The sequence below is a fragment of the Streptomyces sp. Qhu_M48 genome, assembly GCF_051305195.1.
Taxonomy (GTDB): domain Bacteria; phylum Actinomycetota; class Actinomycetes; order Streptomycetales; family Streptomycetaceae; genus Streptomyces.
Genome location: NZ_CP195432.1, coordinates 3200719 through 3218669, shown reverse-complemented (window position 1 = coordinate 3218669; position 17951 = coordinate 3200719). Strand labels below are relative to the sequence as shown.

Genomic DNA, 17951 nt, shown 5'->3' with positions numbered 1-17951 from the left:
GTGCGGCGCCGGGCCGGGCCTCCGGGGCCGCTCCGGCGCCGGGCGGCCCCCTGCCGGGCCCGTTCTCAGGCTCCCGGCGCCGCCGTCACCATGCCCGCCGCGATGGCCGCGCCGAGGGCCGCGTAGTCGTCGGCGTTCTGGCCGGCGTAGGCCAGGGCGAAGTCCGCGACGGAGCGGTCGAAGACGTCGGAACCGCCGAGGTAGGCGGCGATCGCGATCCGGTCGCCGGAGCGGGCGTGGGCACGGGCCAGGGCCCGGCCGCAGAGCCGCGCGTAGTCCCGCAGCATGGCCGGGGACATGCTCTCGACCTCGGCGGAGCCCTTCATGTCGCGGAGTTGGCGCCAGTAGAAGTGGCGCTGTTCGGGTCCGGTCATCCAGCCGAGGAAGATGTCGCTCGCGGCCTGTGTGAGGCGCTGGCCGCAGACGACACGCCGTCCCTGGTGGGGGTATGCGCTCGGCGCCAGGTACGGCTCCAGGACGGACGGGACGGCCTCCTTGATCTGGAGGATGAGCGGGTCCCCGTCGTCCCGGCCTTCGAGGAGGAGGACGAAGCAGCGGGTGCCGACGCTGCCGACCCCGACGACCTTGCGGGCGGCGTCGCGGAAGCGGTAGCGGTCGAGGAGGACGCGTCGTTCCTCGGTGAGGGAGCTGCGGTAGTCGCTGAATATCTTGCCGAGGGAGACCCGGTCGACGTCCGTGGTCCGTTCGAGGAGCGGGGGGTCGTCGACGATGTGCCGGGCGCCGGTCGCGTCGGCCTCGGTGAGCTTGCCGAGGGCGTGCAGGCTCGTACGGCGGCGGGCGCGGGCGAGCCGGTTGACGAACCGGGCGCGTTCCTCGCGGCGCACGAGGGGGACGAGGTCGTCGGCGGCGATCCGTTCGTACCAGACGTCGAGCTCGCCCAGCTCGGCGAGGTGGCGGACGGTCGTCCGGTACGACTCGGTGGCGACGAGGGCCGCGCGGTGGGCCTTGGGCTTGGTGCTGCCGTTCTGGAGGGCGGCGACGGTGACGCTGGCCGCGAGCCGCTTCACGTCCCACTCGAAGGGGCCGGGGAGTGTCTCGTCGAAGTCGTTCACGTCGAAGAGAAGGGTCCGTTCGGGTGAGGCGAAGACCCCGAAGTTGAGGAGGTGGGCGTCGCCGCAGAGCTGGACGGTGAGTCCGGTGTGGCGCTGGGCGCCGAGATCGGCGGCCATGACGGCGGCGGCGCCGCGGAGGAAGGCGAAGGGAGAGGCGACCATGCGGCCGTACCGCAGGGGCACGAGGTCGGGGAGCCGGTCGAGCGACTGGCGTTCGAGCACGTCGATGGGGTCGGGGCGCTGCGAGCTGGGGATCCAGCGGCCGTGGGAGGAGCGGGGGACGCTCTTGCGGGCCGCTCTGCCGCGCGCGGCGCGCTCCGACGATGTCATCATCCGGCCTCGCCCGCCCTCCTCCGCCGCCGCGGTCTCGCCCCCGTCACCTGGTACCTCATTACAAGGCGCCTCGTTCGTTTCGGCCACTCTGCCCGAGCGGTCTGGCAAAATGGTTTAGACCAATGGTAGAAATTGATCACCCACACGACCCGTGCGGTCACGCTGAGCGAAGAGAGGGTTTGATCATGGCCGAGCCCGATTCCGAGGTGGCGGCGGAAGCGCCGCTCTATCTCCGGGTCGCCTCCGCACTGCGCGAGGACCTCGCCCACCGGCGCATCTCCCCCGGTAGCAGGCTCCCTTCCGAACGATCCCTGTCCCAGCGCTACCACGTCAACCGGCAGACCGTACGCAGCGCGCTCCAACTCCTGCGGGAGGAGCGGCTCGTGGTCACCGACCGGCGCGGCACCTTCGCCGCCGCCGGAGCCGGCGGCGAACCCGTCGTCCCGGCCCTGCCGGCCCGCCGGCCGACCTTCCCCGGCGGTCCCCGCGCGGCCGAGGCGCTGGTACGGGCCTCCCTCACCTGGGAGCCGCCGCCCGCCCCGCTGGCACCCCGGCTCCTGCTCGCCCCGGGCGAGCCGACTCTCGTCCACCGGCACGTGGTGCTCGGACCGCAGGGTTCGGCGCTGCAGCGGGCGGTGTCGTGGTTCTCCCGGCCGGCGGTCACCGAGATACCCCAACTGGCCCGCTACCGACGGGGCCGGGACTGCCGCCAGCAGCCCGACCTGCGACTGCTGTACCACTGGATGCACCAGGCCGGGCTCCGGATCACCCACCGGGAGTCGATCGGCGTCCCGCCGGTCCCGACCACGACGACGGCCGGCGGCGCCGCTCGGCTGGTCGTCCACCGGGTGGTGAGCGATCAGCACGGGCACGCGCTGGAGATCACGGACATCGATTTCTCGGCCCAGTCGGCGGCCTGGACGTACGAGTTCAGCGCCTGACGCCCGTCCGGTCCCCGACATCGCTGTCATGCGAGTCCGGGGAGGGTCCCGCGCCCTGACGCGCGGCCGTCGAGTGCGACGGAGGGCCCGGCTCCTGTCCGGTACGGGGACAGGATCCGGGCCCTTCTCCACACGGCGCCCTCCGCCGGAGGGCGCCCGCCGCGGTCAGACGATGCCCTCGGAGATCTCCGCCTCCTCGCGGGCCGTGCCGTACGCCGTCGGCGTGCCGTACGAGCGACGGGCGACGTACCACCAGACGCTGGCGAGGACGAGGACGACGGCGAGCGCGATCACGGCGTAGTTCATGGTGTCGACCGTCACCGGGGACTTCTGCGGCAGGCAGAACAGCACGGTCACGATCGCCACCCAGCCGACGGCCGTCCAGCCGATCGGCTTGCTCCAGCGGCCCAGGCTCCACGGGCCGGGGGTGAACCGGTCACCGGCGCGCAGCCGCAGGTAGATGGGGATGGCGTAGGCGGGCGTGATGCCGATGACGTTGATCGCGGTGACGGCGCCGTAGGCGGTCGCGGAGTACAGCGAGGGGACGGCGAGCAGCGCGGCCACCGCCACGGCGAGCCAGACCGCCGGCACCGGGGTCTGGGTGCGGCCGCTGACCTTCCGCCAGATCGCCGAGCCGGGCAGGGCGTTGTCGCGGCTGAAGGCGAAGACCATCCGGCTGGCGGCGGCCACCTCGGCGTTGCCACAGAAGAGCTGGGCGACGATCACCACGAGGAGCAGGGCGGTGGCGCCGCCGGAGCCGAGCGCGTCCAGGAGGATCTGGGCGGGCGGGACGCCGGTGGCGCTGTTCTGCGTGGCGGCGTAGTCCTGGATGGCGAAGCTCAACCCGGCGAGCAGGGCGAATCCGGCGATCCAGGAGACCCAGATGGCCCGCACGATGCCCTTGGCGGCGGCGACGGAGGCGTTGGAGGTCTCCTCGGAGAGGTGGGCCGAGGCGTCGTAGCCGGAGAAGGTGTACTGCGCCAGGAGCAGGCCGATCGCGGCGACGTAGAAGGGGTTGGCCCATCCGGTGTCGTTGACGAACTCGGTGAACACGAAGTCGACGGACTGGTGCCGGTCGGGGATGAAGGCGAGGGCTCCGACGATCACGGCCACGCCCGCCAGGTGCCACCAGACGCTGATCGAGTTGAGCACGCTGACCAGGCGAACGCCGAAGAGGTTCAGGACGGCGTGGAGCAGCAGGATGGCGAGGAAGATCAGGAAGGTGGAGCCCGCGGTGGGTTGGAAGCCCCACTGCAGGTTGAGGAAGGCGCCGGTGAAGAGCGCGGCGCCGTAGTCGATGCCGGCGATCGCGCCGAGCAGACCAAGCAGATTCAGCCAGCCCGTGTACCAGCCCCAGCGGCGCCCGCCGAGCCGGTCCGCCATGTAGTAGAGGGCGCCGGAGGTCGGGTAGGCGCTGGTGACCTCGGCGAGGGCGAGACCGACGCACAGCACGAAGAGCCCGACGCCCGCCCAGCCCCACAGCATGACGGCGGGGCCGCCGGTGCCCATGCCGAAGCCGTACAGGGTCATGCATCCGGAGAGGACGGAGATGACCGAGAAGCTGATCGCGAAGTTGCCGAAGCCACCCATGCGACGGGCGAGGACGGGCTGGTAGCCGAGCTCCCTCAGCCGCGCCTCCTCGTCCTGGACGGGGGGTGGCTTGCGTATCTCGTCGGTGGGGGCGGTGCGGGACATGGGTCCTCCGGGGACGGGGGGTTGAGCGGGGTCGGGGGAAGTGGAACAGGGGGAAGCGGAATCGGGGCGTGGGGTCGGGGACGGAAGGGTCGTGCGGGGTCGACGTACGCGTGCGGGGTGCCGCGGCGGTGGCCCGCGGTGGTGCGCGCCGGGGGCTTCAGCCGCTGAGACAGCGGGCGCGGGCGCGCAGGAAGATCTCTTCGGCGAGCACGCGGTTGTCCGGATGGGGGGTCCGGTACGCCCACGGCAGGGTGGTGTAGTACGGGCCGAGCGCCGCGAAGACCCGGGCCGCGTCGGCGAAGCGGAGGGCCCCGAAGAGGGCGTGCGCCAGGTAGTTCAGGTCGAGCAGGGAGGCCTGGTCGGTGGCGCAGAAGAGGAACCAGGTGTCGAGGGCCCGTTGGGCGTCGCGCACCGCGTCCTCGGCGACCCAGTGGAGGTCGAGGGCGCGCTCGTGGCCGCGCTCACGCCGGTAGCGCTCGACCCGCACGTAGAGCGGGAGGACGTGCAGGGCGGAGCCGACGGGCGCCGAGGAGGCCGCCCAGTGGGAGTAGTTGACGGCCTCGGAGAGCGGTCCGGTGCGCCGGGCGTAGACGAACTGCAGCATCCGGTGGTGCGCCTCGCGGTTGTGCGGGTCGCGCTTCTCGGCCTCGGCGAGCAGGCCCCAGGGTCCGGGCGCCAGCATGGGGGCGGGCGGGGTGAGCCGGTGCTCGGCCATGCGCTGGCGTCCGTCGAGGGCGGCGAGGGCGATCAGGCCCACCCAGGGCACGGGGTCGTCGGGGGCCTGGTCGGCGGCGTCGCGGCAGGCGGTCCAGGCCTCCTGCCAGAGTTCCCGGGTACGTCCGTGGCCCGCGCGGTGGGCGCGTACGGCCCGCTCCACGGTGACGCGGCTGTGCATCACGACGGCGGCGACGCTCCCGGGCTGCTCGGTCCGCCAGGTGTGCACGACGTCGGTGCCCGCGGCGACGGCGGCGAGGACCTGGGTGCGCCGGGTCCAGGCGTCCCAGTCCGCCGTCTCGTCGAGGAGTCGGGCCATCGCCACCCAGCGGCCGGTGCGTAAGTCCTGGACGGCGTTGCGCAGGGCGTGGTCGTGGCCCGCGGGGTGGTAGACGGGGCGGAAGCCTTGCCCGGCCATCAGGAGGTGGGGCGTGGTGTGGGTGACATGGGTCCTCGGTGGATGGAAGGGGGTGGTCAGTCCCCCGGCGGGCGTCCCGGCCGTTGATCGGCGATCACTATAGAGGGCTCTGGATGCGACCGGTCCACTTTCTCGACTGACGGTAACTATTGAGCCAACGACTGGATTTGACTGACTGTCAGGCAGGGGGGACGGACCTGACGGGGTCCTCCACCGAGGCTTGACGAAGGCTCCCGGCGACGGCACCCTGACCCTTTTCGGTGATCGGATGATCACCGACGGTCCACGGGCAGGAGCAGCAGGATGACGGGCGGCCCCGTACTCGCCGTCGACCAGGGCACCTCGGGCACCAAGGCCCTCGTCCTCTGCCCCGAGCGCGGGGTCCTCGGCAGCGGCACGGCCCCGGTGCGGCCCCGCCACCTGCCCGGCGGCCTGGTCGAGGTCGACCCACGTGAGCTGTACGACTCCGTGATCGCCGCGGGCCGCGCGGCGCTCGCCGAGGCGGGCACCCCGGTCGTGGCCATGGGCCTCGCCAACCAGGGCGAGACCGTACTCGCCTGGGACCCCGCCACCGGCGAACCACTGACCGACGCCCTGGTGTGGCAGGACCGCCGCGCGGCTTCCGTGTGCGCCGGACTGGAGCACCACGCGGAGGAGTTGCGGCACCTGACGGGCCTCCCGCTCGACCCCTACTTCGCCGCGCCGAAGATGGCCTGGATCCGCCGCCACGCCACCGGCGCGGGCGTCGTCACCACCAGCGACGCCTGGCTCGTCCACCGGCTCACGGGCGCCTTCGTCACCGACGCGGCGACCGCCGGACGGACCGGACTCCTCGACCTCGACACCGTCGCCTGGTCGGAGACCGCACTCGACCTGTACGGCCTGGGCGGCGAACGGCTCCCCCGGGTCGTCGACTGCGACACGCCCGTCGGCACCACGACCGCCTTCGGCCCGCCCCTGCCCCTCACCGGTCTCCTGGTGGACCAGCAGGCGGCGCTGCTCACCCAGAGCGCCGACGACCCGGCCGCCGCCAAGTGCACGTACGGCACCGGGGCCTTCCTCCTCGCGCGGACCGGCCCGGAGCCCCGGCGCGCCACCTCGGGCCTGGTCAGCTGTGTCGCCTGGCGGCTCGGCGGGCGGGTCGCCCACTGTCTGGACGGCCAGGTGTACACGGTCGCCTCGGCCGTGCGCTGGCTCACCGACCTGGGCGTCATCTCCGGGGCGGCGGAGATCGACCCGGTCGGCGGGGGCGTGCCCGACGCCGGAGGGGTCACCTTCGTGCCCGCGCTCGCGGGGCTCGCCGCGCCCTGGTGGCGGGGGGACGTGCGCGGCTCGCTCACCGGTCTGGGCCTGGACACCACGCCGGGGCATCTGGTCCGCGCCCTGTGCGAGGGCATCGCCGCGCAGGTCGTGGAGCTCGCCTCGGCCGTCGCGGCGGACCGGGGGGCGCCGCTGACCTCACTGCGGGCCGACGGCGGCCTGACCCGGTCCGCCCTGCTCATGCAGACCCAGGCGGACCTCCTGCAACTCCCCGTCGAGGTGTCGTCGTTGCCCGACGCGACGGCGCTCGGCGTCGGCGCGGTGGCCCGGCTCGGTCACGAGCCGGGGCTCTCGCTCCGCGAGGCGGTGCCGGAGTGGAAGCCGTCGGCCGTGTACGTACCCCGGATCCCGGGCGACGAGGCGGCGGCGCGACTCGCCCGGTTCCGTTCGGAGGTGTCGGCACTGGTCGGCAGGTCCGACACGGGCGCCGGCCAGGGCTCCGGGGCCGGTCCGAGTGCCGGCGTCGGCGGCGGCCCCGGCCCCTGCCCTGGCTCCGGCTCCGGCTCCGGCTCCGGCTCCGTATGAGCGTCACCCGGACGGGCCCCCTCCCCGCGGGCGCCGAGGAGTCGACGTACGACGTCGTGGTCGTCGGTGCGGGGGTCGTCGGCACCGCGATCGCGCGCACGCTCGCCCACCACCCGCTGCGGGTCGCGCTCGTCGAGGCCGCGAACGACGTCGGCGACGGTACGTCGAAGGCCAACACGGCCATCCTCCACACCGGTTTCGACTCCGCGCCCGGCACCCTGGAAGCGCGACTCGTCCGCGAGGGGCACCGGCTCCTCTCCGCGTACGCCCAGGAGACCGGCGTTCCCGTGGAACCGCTGGGAGCGCTGCTCGTCGCCTGGGACGAGCAGCAGCGCGCCGCACTCCCCCGGCTCGCGCGGAAGGCCGGACGCAACGGCCACCGCACGACCCGGCTCCTCACCGCGGCCGAACTGCGCGCGCGGGAGCCCCACCTGGGGCCCGGGGCGCTCGCCGCCCTTGAGGTGCCGGGCGAGTCGGTGATCTGCCCGTGGACGACCACCCTCGCGTACGCCACGCAGGCGGTCCGCTCCGGGGTGGACCTGCACCTCAACTGCCGGGTGGAGAAGGTCCGTCCGGGCGATCCGCACCACCGGCTGATCACCCGGCGCGGAGTGCTGCGGACCCGGCACCTCGTCAACGCCTGCGGACTCCACGCCGACGCCTTCGACGCGCTGCTCGGCCGCGAGGACTTCACCGTCACCCCGCGCCGGGGCCAGCTGCTCGTCTTCGACAAGTTCGCCCGCGACCTCGTCCGGCACATCCTGCTCCCCGTGCCCGGCCCGCTCGGCAAGGGGGTGCTCGTCACGCCGACGGTGTACGGGAACGTCCTGCTCGGCCCCACCGCCGAGGACCTGGACGACAAGACCGCCACCGGCACCACGGCGGAGGGCCTGGCCGGGCTCCGCGAGCAGGGCAGGCGCGTCCTCCCGGCCCTGCTCGACGAGGAGGTCACGGCCGTGTACGCCGGGCTGCGGGCCGCCACCGGGCAGGAGGACTACCGGATCGCCGCACACCCCGCTCTCCGGTACGTGACGGTGGGCGGCATCCGTTCCACCGGGCTCACCGCCTCCCTGGCCATCGCCGAGCACGTCCGCGGGCTGCTGGCCGACTGCGGACTCGACCCGGGACCCGAGCGCCCGCTCGCCCGGGTCCGGATGCCGAACATCGGCGAGGCCTTCCTCCGCCCGTACCGGGACGCCGCGCTCATCGCCCGCGCACCGGACTTCGGGGCGGTGGTCTGCCACTGCGAGCGCGTCACCCGGGGCGAGATCCGGGCCGCGCTCACCTCGACGATCCCACCGGGCGGCCTCGACGGGCTGCGGCGCCGCACCCGCGCGCGGGGCGGCCGCTGCCAGGGCGACCTCTGCGGCGCGGAGGTCCGCGCGTTGTTCGAGGAGTACGGGAAGGGGGCCCGGTGAACCGCTCCGTCGACGTCCTCGTGGTGGGCGCGGGACCCGCCGGGCTCGCCGCCGCCGCCCGTCTCGCGGCGGCGGGCGCGGGCCGCGTCGAGGTCCTGGAACGGGAACCGGCCGCGGGCGGCGTCCCCCGGTACTGCGCCCACCCGGGATTCGGCGCGGACGCCCTGGGCCGCCCCCTGGACGGTCCGGCCTACGCGCGCCGTGCGGTGCGCGCGGCGCTCCGGGCCGGGGCCACCGTCCGTACCGGTGTGTCGGTCACCGGCTGGGCGGGGCCGCTCACCCTCGACGTCACCGCCCCGACCGGGCTCGAACGCGTCCGCGCCCGCGCGGTGGTCCTCGCGACCGGGGCCCGTGAACGTCCGCGCAGCGCCCGGCTCGTACCGGGGTCGCGACCCGCGGGGGTGCTGACGACGGGCGAACTCCAGCGGACGGTGCTGCGGTTCGGTCCACGACCGGACCGGATCGGGCGGCGGGCGGTGGTCGTGGGCGGCGACCGCGTGGCCCGTGGGGCCGTGCGGACGCTCCGCGCCGCCGGGGTGGAGGTGGCGGCGGTCGTCGCCGAACTCCCCGTGCGCCGCACCGCGTTCGGCGCCCTGCCGGTGCTCACGGGCACGGTGGTGACGGAGCTCGTCGGACGCGGCCGGCTGACCGGGGTCGTGGTCCGGAGCGGCGACGGCCGCGCGGCCACCCTCCGGTGCGACACCGTGATCCTCACCGGCGACCGGATACCGGACCACGAACTCGCCCGCGCGCGGGGGCTGCCCCTCGCTCCGGACACCCGGGGCCCCGCGACGGACGGCGCCTTCCGGACCGCCGGGCGGGGCGTCTTCGCGATCGGCGACCTGCTGCGCGGAGGGGAGCCGGCACCGGTGGCCGCCGCCCAGGGGCGGGCCTCTGCGGATGCCGTACTCGACCTGCTCGCCGGGGGCTCCTGGCCCGAATGAGGCGCGCGGGCGCGCGGGCCAGGGCGTGCGACCCGGGGGTGCGCGCGGCTGCGGTGGCGCGCCCGTTCGGCCACACTGGACGGCATGCCGGACAAGCGCAGCGCGGGTCTCCTGGTCTTCCGCCGTACGACCGACGGTGGCGTCGAGGTTCTCATCGGTCATATGGGCGGGCCCCTCTGGGCGTCCCGGGAACACGCGGCCTGGTCGATCCCCAAGGGGGAGTACGAGCCGGACGAGGCCCCGGAGGCCGCGGCGAGCCGCGAGTTCCAGGAGGAGCTGGGCCTCCCGGCGCCGGAGGGCGAGTGGTGGGACCTGGGTGAGTCCCGCCAGCGCAACGGAAAGCTCGTCACCGTCTGGGCGGTCGAGGGCACTCTCGACCCGGCCGAGGTCGTGCCGGGCACCTTCACGATGGAGTGGCCGCCCCGCTCCGGCGTCCAGGGCGAGTTCCCGGAGATCGACCGGGTGGGCTGGTTCACCCCGGAGACGGCCTCGCCCCTGCTCGTCGAGGGCCAGCGGGTCTTCCTGGAACGGCTGGAGGACCGGCTCGACGGGCGGGGCTGAGGGCGATTGTCAGACCCGTACGAGAGGGTGGTGAGCGCCGAACTGTCGAGAGGGAGCCCGACATGACCACGATCACCGCCAGCGAGCGCGCGGCCGCCCAGGCGTACCTGCGGCTGCTCGAATCCACCCAGGCCGTGCTGACCGACCCCCAGCTCGCCCCGTACGCGGGAGTGATGCTCACCAACCCGATGGCCGAGGCGGACGAGGCGCTCCGCGCCGCGGGCCTCGCGGGGAACGAGGACCGGCTCCTGCGGCTCGTCTCCTCCCTGCGCGCCTCCCCCACGACGAGCGTGCGGGGGCGCGCCTGAGGAGTGCGTGAGGGGTCGGGCTTCCGCGGCCGTGGGCCGTCAGCCGCCCGGACGGACGGGGAGCGTCCGGACGCTGTTGCCGACGAAGCCCGCGTGCCGGGGCAGCTCGGACTCCGGGACGGCCAGGTCCAGGTCGGGGAAGCGGGTGAAGAGGGTCTCCAGGGCGATGGTGGCCTCCATCCGTGCCAGCGGGGCGCCCAGGCAGTAGTGGGGGCCGTGGCCGAGCGAGAGGTGCTTCACCGCCGCCGTGCGGGTCAGGTCGAAGCGGTCGGCGTCCGGGCCGTGGGCCTTCGTGTCCCGGCCCGCCGCCGAGTAGCCCGCCAGGACGGGGGTGCCGCGGGGGACGAGGGTGCCGTCGACGGTCAGGTCGCGGGTGGGGTAGCGGAACGGGAAGTAGCTGACCGGGCTGTCCCAGCGGAGGGTCTCCTCGACCACGTCCGCCCAGGTGGCGCGCCCTTCGACGACCAGGGCGAGCTGGTCGCGGTGGGCGCAGAGCGCCCGCACGGCGTTGGTGACCAGGTTCAGCGTGGTCTCGTGGCCCGCGATGATCAGCAGGAGCAGGGTGCCGATCAGCTCCGGCTGGCTCAGCCGGTCCCCGTCCTCGTCCCGGGCCGTGAGGAGGGCGCTGGTGAGGTCGTCACCGGGTGCCGCGGCCTTGGCCCCGGCGATGGAGGCGAGCAGTTCGACGAGTTCGCGGTTGGCGGCCACGGCCCGCTCGGGCTCGGTGTCGGTGGCGACGACCAGGCTGGAGAGGTGGTGCAGCCGGTCCTGGTGGGCGGGGTCGACGCCGAGGAGTTCGCAGATGACGCCGAGCGGCAACGGCAGGGCGAAGTGACGGCGGAGGTCGGCGACGCCGTCCCCGGCCCTGGCGGCCTCGGCGAGCCCGTCGAGGAGTCCGGCGGTGACCGCCTCGACACGCGGGCGGAGTTCCTCGACCCGGCGGGCGGTGAAGGCGCTGCTGACGAGGGTGCGGAGCCGGCGGTGGTCGGCGCCGTCCGCGGTCGTCATGCCGGGCACGGTGGCGAAGGTCCGCAGCGGCCAGCCTTCGGGTACGCGGCCCTCGCTGAGGGCGGTGAAGTGCCGGGCCCCCTTGGCGACGTCGGGGTGGGAGAGGAAGTCGCGGAGGGCGTCGTGGCCGAGGACCGCCATGCCCTCGATCCCGCCGGGCAGGATCACGGGCGCCACGGCGCCCTCGGCGAGGAGCCGGGCGTTCTCCGCGTGGGGGCAGCCGCCGGCCGGGTCCATGCGGTACGGCGGTCGGCCGGGGGCGGCTGCGCTGTGCGGTGCGTTCACGGAGGGGGCTCCTGACTGCGGGATGCGGGCCGGACCGGCGGTGGGGGCCGCTCCGGTGGGTCGGCGCGTGCGCGGTCAGATCCTACGGTCAACCCCGTTCCGTACGGGTGGAGTTGTCCGGTGCCGTGTTCTCGGCCGGGCGGGCTCCGCGCCCGCCGCGGCCGAGCAGTTCGGCCAGGCCGCGCCGGGTGGCGGCCACGACGACCCGGTCGCCGGGCGCGAGGACCCGTTCGGGGTCCAGACGCCAGGGCTGGTCCCGGTCGGCCGCGCCGCCCGTGCCCGTGGCGGATCCGTCGAGGGCGATGACCCGCCAGGAACCGGCCTGGAATGCGTCGGCGACGGTCAGGCCGTCCAGGAGCGGATGGTCCACCACGTCCACGGCGGCGAAGAGGAGCACCCGGCGCTCCACCGGGATGGCGCCGAGCACCTGACGGCCCAGCATGGCGCCCGCGAAGGCGGGTGCGGCGAGGTGGGAGACGCTCCGGCTGCGGGTGAGGGCCCCGGGATGGGCGGTGCGCAGGGTGCGGAAGACGGCGGTGGCGAAGTCGTCGTCGTACAGGCGCAGGACCACCCTCAGGTCGGGGGTGACGGCGCGGGCGGAGAGCGCGGCCTCCAGGTTGGTGATGTCGACGCTGGTCAGGGCGAGGAGGGCGTGCGCTCGGTCGATGCGGGCCGCTTCCAGGACGCCTTCCTCCGTGACGTCGCCGATGACGGTCGGGACGCGCAGCCGGCGGGCGACGGCGATGCCCCTGGCCTCCGGGTCGGACTCGACGCAGACCACGGGGATGTTGAGTCTGCGGAGCCGGGCCAGGACGCGGGTGCCGACCTTGCCGAGACCGAGGAGGACGACGTGCCCGGAGAGGCCGCGCGGTGGGCGGCGCAGGGCGGTCGCCGTACGGAAGGTGCCGAGGCCTTCGACGACGGCGGCGACGATGACCGGCAGCAGGAGGAGCCCGACGAATCCGGCGAGGATCTGGAGGACCTGTCGGCTGGTCGATTCCCCCAGGGCCGGGTCGCCGATGGCGAAGATGTCGAGGAGCGTCAGATAGGCGGCGTGCAGCGGGTGGTCGCCGGTGGTGAACGTGGAGGCGAGGGCGAGCGCGAGGACGGCGGCCGCCGCGCCGGCCAGGGACCAGCGGAGGCGTCGGGAGAAGAGGGAGGCGACCGGCAGCGCGGCGGCGGCGAGGCGGGCGGTCGACAGGGCGGGGCCCGCCGGGGTGACCGCTTCGAGGGTGACGGCCGCCCGGCCGGTGGCCTCCGCCACCGTCCGGTCGTCGGGCAGGAGGCGGGGGCCCGCGTCGCCGCTGCGTTCGGAGCCCTCGCAGCCCGCCGGGTCGCGGGCCGTCGCGGAGAGCAGGGCGAGCGTGCACAGCCCGGGGTCGGGGGCCTCGCCCGCGGCCGGCAGGCGCTCCACGGCGTGCAGCAGCAGTCCGCCGGCCTGGACGACCTTGCTGGTTCCGGCGACGGCGGCCGCGGCGAGCCCGGGAGCGGCCGTGTCGACGTCCGAGAGGACCGTGGTGGCGGCGTCGAGCTTCTCGGGGTCGAGTCCCGGTTCGGCGACGGCGGCGGCCTGGTCGAGGAGGGTTTCCAGGTGCTGGCCGAGCTTGCGGTTGTAGAGCCGGATGACGAGACGCAGCCGGGGGTTGAGGCGGCGGGCGGTGAGCGCGGCCCGGATGTTGGTCTCGTCGTCCTCGTGGACGAGGGCGAGCGCGGCGGCCCGCTCGACCCCGGCGTCCGTCAGGGCCCGGTCGTCGGCGTCGCTGGACTCGACGACCCGGAGGGTGCCGGTGGGCTCGCCGCCGTCCCCGCCCGCGCCGGCGGTGCCGGGGACGGCCGGGGCGGTGGTGCGGGAGACGGCTGCCGTGACCCGGCCGAAGAGCGCGAGCGCGCGCCCGGTGCGGGCGGTGGGGGTGCGGGGGGCGTCGGGCCGTACCGGTACGAGCAGGGTGACCCGCTCTCCGTACACCTCGTGGAGCTCGCCCGCGAGACGGTGGGCGAGGGCGTCGCCCCCGCAGACGATCATGTGCCCCGCGGGGGCCTGCCGGGGCTGCCGTTCGCTCCGGAAGGCGGGCGCGCCGAAGGGGCCGCCGGGGGTTCCGGCGGGCCGCGCGGGGGCCGGGACGGGCCGGGTGGCCGGTTCGACGGTCGGCGCTCCGGCGCTCTCGGCCGGAACGGCGTTGCTCTGGTACGGGTGTGAGGGCACGTCACAAGAATGCCCTGCGCCACCGACAGCGGGCCGAGGAGGTCCTGACCACCCGGGCGGGCGCACGACGCGCCCCGGCCGAGGAGGTCCTGACCACCCGGGCGGGCGCACGACGCGCCCCCGTACGCCACAACCGCTACGCCGGTCGGCGCACTCCGATCTGCGGGGCCCGCGCCTCCTTCCTACGGTGGCTGAATGATCGTCACGTCAGCTGTCCGTCATGCCGCCGCCGGTACCGCGGCGGTGCTGTTCGTGCTGTCCGCCCCGGCGGCCACGGCGTCTCCCGTCACCGCGTCCGCCACCGGCGCAGCGGTCTCCCCTGCCTCGGCCGCCTCCTCGTCCCTCCCGGTCTCCTCCGAGGGGGCCGGGTCCGTCCGGGAGCCCACGCCGCCCGCACGGCGGCAGGTCGACCGGGCGCGGCTCGACCGGAAGGGCACCCAGGTGCAGGCGCTCCCCGGCGCGCCCGACGCGCCCTCGCTCTCGGCACTCGCCTGGGTCGTGGCGGACGCGTCCACCGGCGAGGTCCTCGCCGCGCGCAACGCGCACCGGCGGCTGCCGCCGGCCAGCACCCTCAAGGCGCTGTTCGCCCTGACGGCGCTCCCCCACCACGACCCCTCCGAGCGGCACACCGTCGCCGATTCCGAGCTGACCGGGATCGGGGACGGGAGCAGCCTGGTGGGGCTGAAGGAGGGGTACACGTACAAGGTCTCCGACCTGTGGAACGGCGTGTTCCTCAGCTCCGGGAACGACGCGGTGCGCGTACTGGCCTCGATGAACGGCGGCTGGGAGGCGATGACCCGGAAGATGCAGGAGAAGGCCCGCTCTCTGGGGGCCACCGACACCCACGTGGTCTCCCCGGACGGCTACGACGCCCCGGGGCAGGTGTCCTCCGCGTACGACCTGGCGGTGTTCGGCAGGGCCGGTCTCCAGGACCCGGAGTTCGTCCGGTACTGCTCGACGCGGTACGCGGACTTCCCGGCGGGCTCCTGGTCGTACGGCATCGCCAACACCAACCGGCTCCTGACCGGAGAGGACGGCGTGTCCCGCTACCCCGGGCTCATCGGGATCAAGAACGGCTACACGAGCGGCGCGGGCAACACCCTGATCTCGGCGGCCCGGCGGGGCGACCGGACGCTCGTCGTCTCGGTGATGAACCCGCAGGGCGGCGGGGGGCTGGCCGTCTACGAGGAGGCGCGGGAACTCCTCGACTGGGGCTTCGAGGCGGCGGACCGGGTCCAGCCGGTCGGCTCCCTGCTGCCGGTACGGACGCGGGACGCGGACGCGGGCGCCAGGGCGGTGTCGGCCCGTGACAGCGGCGCCGCGGAGCCGGCCGGCCGGGCGCCCCGGGCCGGCGCCGAAGTGGGGGCACCGGACGGGGCTCGGGCCCCGGACGCGTCCGCGCAGGCCCCCGCGCGGGCTTCCTCGGACGCGTCGGCCGGTCTCCCGCTGACCCTGCTGGGCACGGCCTGCGCGGCGGCCCTCGCTCTGTGGGCCTGGCGGCGCAGGGCGGCCCGCGAGGCGAGCTGACCGGGGGCGGCGGGCGGGGTGGGCCGACCGGGCGTGCGGCGGGCGGGCGGACGCCGGGCGGGGTGGGCCGGGCGGCCAGGGGCCTCCGGCTCCCGCCCGGCCTGCTCCGCCGCCGCGACCTCGCCCTCCTCAGGCGCCCACGTACGCCGCCAGGTGCTCGCCCGTGAGGGTGGAGCGTGCCGCCACCAGGTCGGCGGGGGTGCCCTCGAAGACGACGGTGCCGCCGTCGTGTCCCGCGCCCGGGCCGAGGTCGATGATCCAGTCCGCGTGGGCCATGACCGCCTGGTGGTGTTCGACGACGATGACCGACTTGCCGGAGTCCACCAGCCGGTCGAGCAGGCCGAGGAGCTGCTCCACATCGGCGAGGTGGAGGCCGGTGGTCGGCTCGTCGAGGATGTAGACGCCGCCCTTCTCGCCCATGTGCGTGGCCAGCTTGAGCCGCTGGCGCTCGCCGCCGGAGAGCGTGGTGAGCGGCTGGCCGAGGCTGAGGTAGCCGAGGCCGACGTCGGCGAGACGGGTGAGGACGCGCCGGGCGGCCGGGGTGGCCGCCTCGCCCGAGGCGAAGAACTCCCCGGCCTCGGTGACGGACATCGCGAGGACCTCGCTGATGTCACGGCCGCCGAGGTGGTATTCGAGGACCGAGGCCTGGAACCGCTTGCCCTCGCAGTCCTCGCAGGTGGAGGAGACACCGGCCATCATGCCGAGATCGGTGTAGATCACGCCCGCGCCGTTGCAGGTCGGGCAGGCACCCTCGGAGTTCGCGCTGAACAGCGCGGGCTTCACGCCGTTGGCCTTGGCGAAGGCCTTGCGGATCGGGTCGAGCAGCCCGGTGTACGTGGCCGGGTTGCTGCGGCGCGAGCCGCGGATCGGGCTCTGGTCGATCGACACGACGTCGTCGCTCACCGGGATCGAGCCGTGCACGAGCGAGCTCTTGCCCGAGCCCGCGACCCCCGTGACGACGGTGAGGACCCCGAGCGGGACGTCGACGTCGACGTCCCGCAGGTTGTGGGTGTTCGCGCCCCGGATCTCCAGGGTCCCGCCGGGCTCCCGAACGGTGTCCTTCACGGAGGCCCGGTCGTCGAAGTGACGGCCGGTGACGGTGCCGGCGGTCCGCAGCCCCTCGACCGTGCCCTCGAAGCAGACGGTGCCGCCCGCCGTACCGGCGCCGGGGCCGAGGTCGACGACGTGGTCGGCGATGGCGATCGTCTCCGGCTTGTGCTCCACCACGAGGACCGTGTTGCCCTTGTCGCGCAGTTGCAGGAGCAGTTCGTTCATCCGCTGGATGTCGTGGGGGTGGAGGCCGACGGTGGGCTCGTCGAAGACGTAGGTGACGTCGGTGAGCGAGGAGCCGAGGTGCCGGATCATCTTGACGCGCTGCGCCTCACCGCCGGACAGCGTGCCCGCGGGCCGGTCCAGGGAGAGGTAGCCGAGGCCGATCTCCACGAACGAGTCGAGGGTCAGCTGGAGCGCCGTGAGCAGCGGCGCCACCGACGGCTCCTTCAGGCCCCGGACCCAGGCGGCCAGGTCGCTGATCTGCATCGCGCAGGCGTCGGCGATGCTGATCCGCTTGATCTTCGACGCCCTGGCCCCCTCGGCGAGCCGCGTGCCGTCGCACTCGGGGCAGGTGGTGAAGGTGACGGCCCGCTCGACGAACGCCCGGATGTGCGGCTGCATCCCCTCCTTGTCCTTGGCCAGGAACGACTTCTGGATCCGAGGGATCAGCCCTTCGTACGTCATGTTGATGCCCGCGATCTTCATGCGGGTCGGCTCGTGGTGGAGGAAGGCGTGAAGCTCCCTCTTGGTGTACCTGCGGATCGGCTTGTCGGGGTCGACGAGGCCGGACTCGGTGTAGAGGCGGTAGTTCCAACCGCCCGGCGTGTAGCCGGGGATGGTGAGCGCGGCCTCGGAGAGCGACTTGGAGTCGTCGTACAGCTGGGTGAGGTCGATGTCGGAGACCGAACCGCGGCCCTCACAGCGCGGACACATGCCGCCGGTGCGGTTGAAGGTGGCCTTCACGGCCTTCTTGTCGCCGCGCTCGACGGTGATGGCGCCGCTCGCCCGCACCGACGGCACGTTGAAGGCGTAGGCGCTGGGCGGGCCGATGTGCGGCTTGCCGAGCCGGCTGAAGAGGATGCGCAGCATCGCGTTGGCGTCGGTGGCGGTGCCGACCGTGGAACGGGGGTCGGCGCCCATCCGCTGCTGGTCGACGATGATCGCCGTCGTCAGTCCGTCGAGCACGTCGACCTCGGGCCGGGACAGGGTCTGCATGAAGCCCTGGAGGAACGCGCTGTACGTCTCGTTGATCAGCCGCTGCGACTCCGCGGCGATCGTGTCGAAGACGAGCGAGCTCTTGCCCGAGCCGGAGACGCCCGTGAACACCGTGAGCCGGCGCTTCGGGATCTCGATGCTGACGTCCTTGAGGTTGTTCTCCCGCGCGCCGTGCACGCGGATCAGATCGTGCCGGTCGGCCGGGTGCGGCGACTGCCTGTCCACCCTGGGGGCCTTGCTCATCATCTCTCCAGCTGTCGCGCGGGCCGAAACGTGGACCGGCACGACCGCTCGTCTGCGGCGGCCGTCGTGTCGCGGGTCCATGGCAGCCACGCTAGCGGCGGCCGGACGGCGACGCTTCTCACTTCCTGATCGACCCGTGGACCCCGGTCGGCCGCGGGACGCGCTCG

12 protein-coding genes and 1 pseudogene are annotated in these 17951 nt (G+C 74.4%); 7 read left to right on the top strand and 6 right to left on the bottom strand.

What is annotated here, in order from left to right; all coding sequences use genetic code 11:
* Positions 1 to 65: 65 nt before the first annotated feature.
* A complete protein-coding gene (locus ACRRSS_RS14710; RefSeq protein ID WP_435971658.1) occupies positions 66 to 1406 on the bottom strand; it encodes a DUF2252 domain-containing protein in 1341 nt (446 codons plus the stop codon).
* Positions 1407 to 1591: 185 nt separating this feature from the next.
* Here ACRRSS_RS14710 and ACRRSS_RS14705 point away from each other — a divergent pair, with 185 nt between their 5' ends.
* Positions 1592 to 2347: a GntR family transcriptional regulator gene (locus ACRRSS_RS14705; protein WP_435971657.1), complete on the top strand. Its 756-nt coding sequence runs from the start codon at positions 1592 to 1594 to the stop codon at positions 2345 to 2347.
* A gap of 165 nt (positions 2348 to 2512) precedes the next feature.
* Here ACRRSS_RS14705 and ACRRSS_RS14700 read toward each other — a convergent pair whose 3' ends face one another.
* Positions 2513 to 4042 carry an amino acid permease gene (locus ACRRSS_RS14700; protein ID WP_435971656.1) on the bottom strand — a complete coding sequence of 510 codons (1530 nt, stop codon included), beginning with the start codon at positions 4040 to 4042 and terminating at the stop codon, positions 2513 to 2515.
* A 157-nt stretch (positions 4043 to 4199) separates the two neighbouring features.
* Positions 4200 to 5174: a hypothetical protein gene (locus ACRRSS_RS14695; protein WP_435971655.1), complete on the bottom strand. Its 975-nt coding sequence runs from the start codon at positions 5172 to 5174 to the stop codon at positions 4200 to 4202.
* 303 nt (positions 5175 to 5477) lie between these two features.
* Here ACRRSS_RS14695 and ACRRSS_RS14690 point away from each other — a divergent pair, with 303 nt between their 5' ends.
* The 5 genes and pseudogenes from ACRRSS_RS14690 to ACRRSS_RS14670 all read left to right on the top strand — a co-directional run bounded on the left by ACRRSS_RS14690 (position 5478) and on the right by ACRRSS_RS14670 (position 10250).
* The gene (locus ACRRSS_RS14690; protein ID WP_435971654.1) at positions 5478 to 7019 is read left to right on the top strand and encodes an FGGY family carbohydrate kinase; all 1542 of its coding nucleotides are present in this window, start codon (positions 5478 to 5480) and stop codon (positions 7017 to 7019) included.
* Positions 7016 to 8437, top strand: a complete 1422-nt coding sequence (locus ACRRSS_RS14685) for an FAD-dependent oxidoreductase (RefSeq protein ID WP_435971653.1) — start codon at positions 7016 to 7018, stop codon at positions 8435 to 8437. Before ACRRSS_RS14690 ends, ACRRSS_RS14685 begins: the two co-directional genes overlap by 4 nt.
* Positions 8434 to 9375: pseudogene (locus ACRRSS_RS14680) on the top strand (FAD-dependent oxidoreductase); the annotation flags it as partial. The gene ACRRSS_RS14685 and the pseudogene ACRRSS_RS14680, both read left to right, overlap by 4 nt.
* Positions 9376 to 9465: 90 nt before the next feature.
* Positions 9466 to 9942, top strand: a complete 477-nt coding sequence (locus ACRRSS_RS14675) for an NUDIX domain-containing protein (protein WP_435971652.1) — start codon at positions 9466 to 9468, stop codon at positions 9940 to 9942.
* Between the two features lie 62 nt (positions 9943 to 10004).
* Positions 10005 to 10250: a hypothetical protein gene (locus ACRRSS_RS14670; protein ID WP_435971651.1), complete on the top strand. Its 246-nt coding sequence runs from the start codon at positions 10005 to 10007 to the stop codon at positions 10248 to 10250.
* Between the two features lie 39 nt (positions 10251 to 10289).
* Here the strand turns inward: ACRRSS_RS14670 and ACRRSS_RS14665 are convergent, their stop codons facing one another.
* A complete protein-coding gene (locus ACRRSS_RS14665) occupies positions 10290 to 11495 on the bottom strand; it encodes a cytochrome P450 family protein (RefSeq protein WP_435975333.1) in 1206 nt (401 codons plus the stop codon).
* Positions 11496 to 11631: 136 nt separating this feature from the next.
* Positions 11632 to 13566 (bottom strand): NAD-binding protein, encoded by a 1935-nt coding sequence (locus ACRRSS_RS14660; protein WP_435975332.1) that lies wholly within the window; start codon positions 13564 to 13566, stop codon positions 11632 to 11634.
* A gap of 375 nt (positions 13567 to 13941) precedes the next feature.
* On the opposite strand from ACRRSS_RS14660, the gene ACRRSS_RS14655 reads away from it, so the two are divergent.
* Positions 13942 to 15273 carry a D-alanyl-D-alanine carboxypeptidase family protein gene (locus tag ACRRSS_RS14655; protein ID WP_435971650.1) on the top strand — a complete coding sequence of 444 codons (1332 nt, stop codon included), beginning with the start codon at positions 13942 to 13944 and terminating at the stop codon, positions 15271 to 15273.
* A 129-nt stretch (positions 15274 to 15402) separates the two neighbouring features.
* Here the strand turns inward: ACRRSS_RS14655 and ACRRSS_RS14650 are convergent, their stop codons facing one another.
* A complete protein-coding gene (locus ACRRSS_RS14650) occupies positions 15403 to 17784 on the bottom strand; it encodes an ATP-binding cassette domain-containing protein (RefSeq protein ID WP_435975331.1) in 2382 nt (793 codons plus the stop codon).
* Positions 17785 to 17951: the final 167 nt, after the last annotated feature.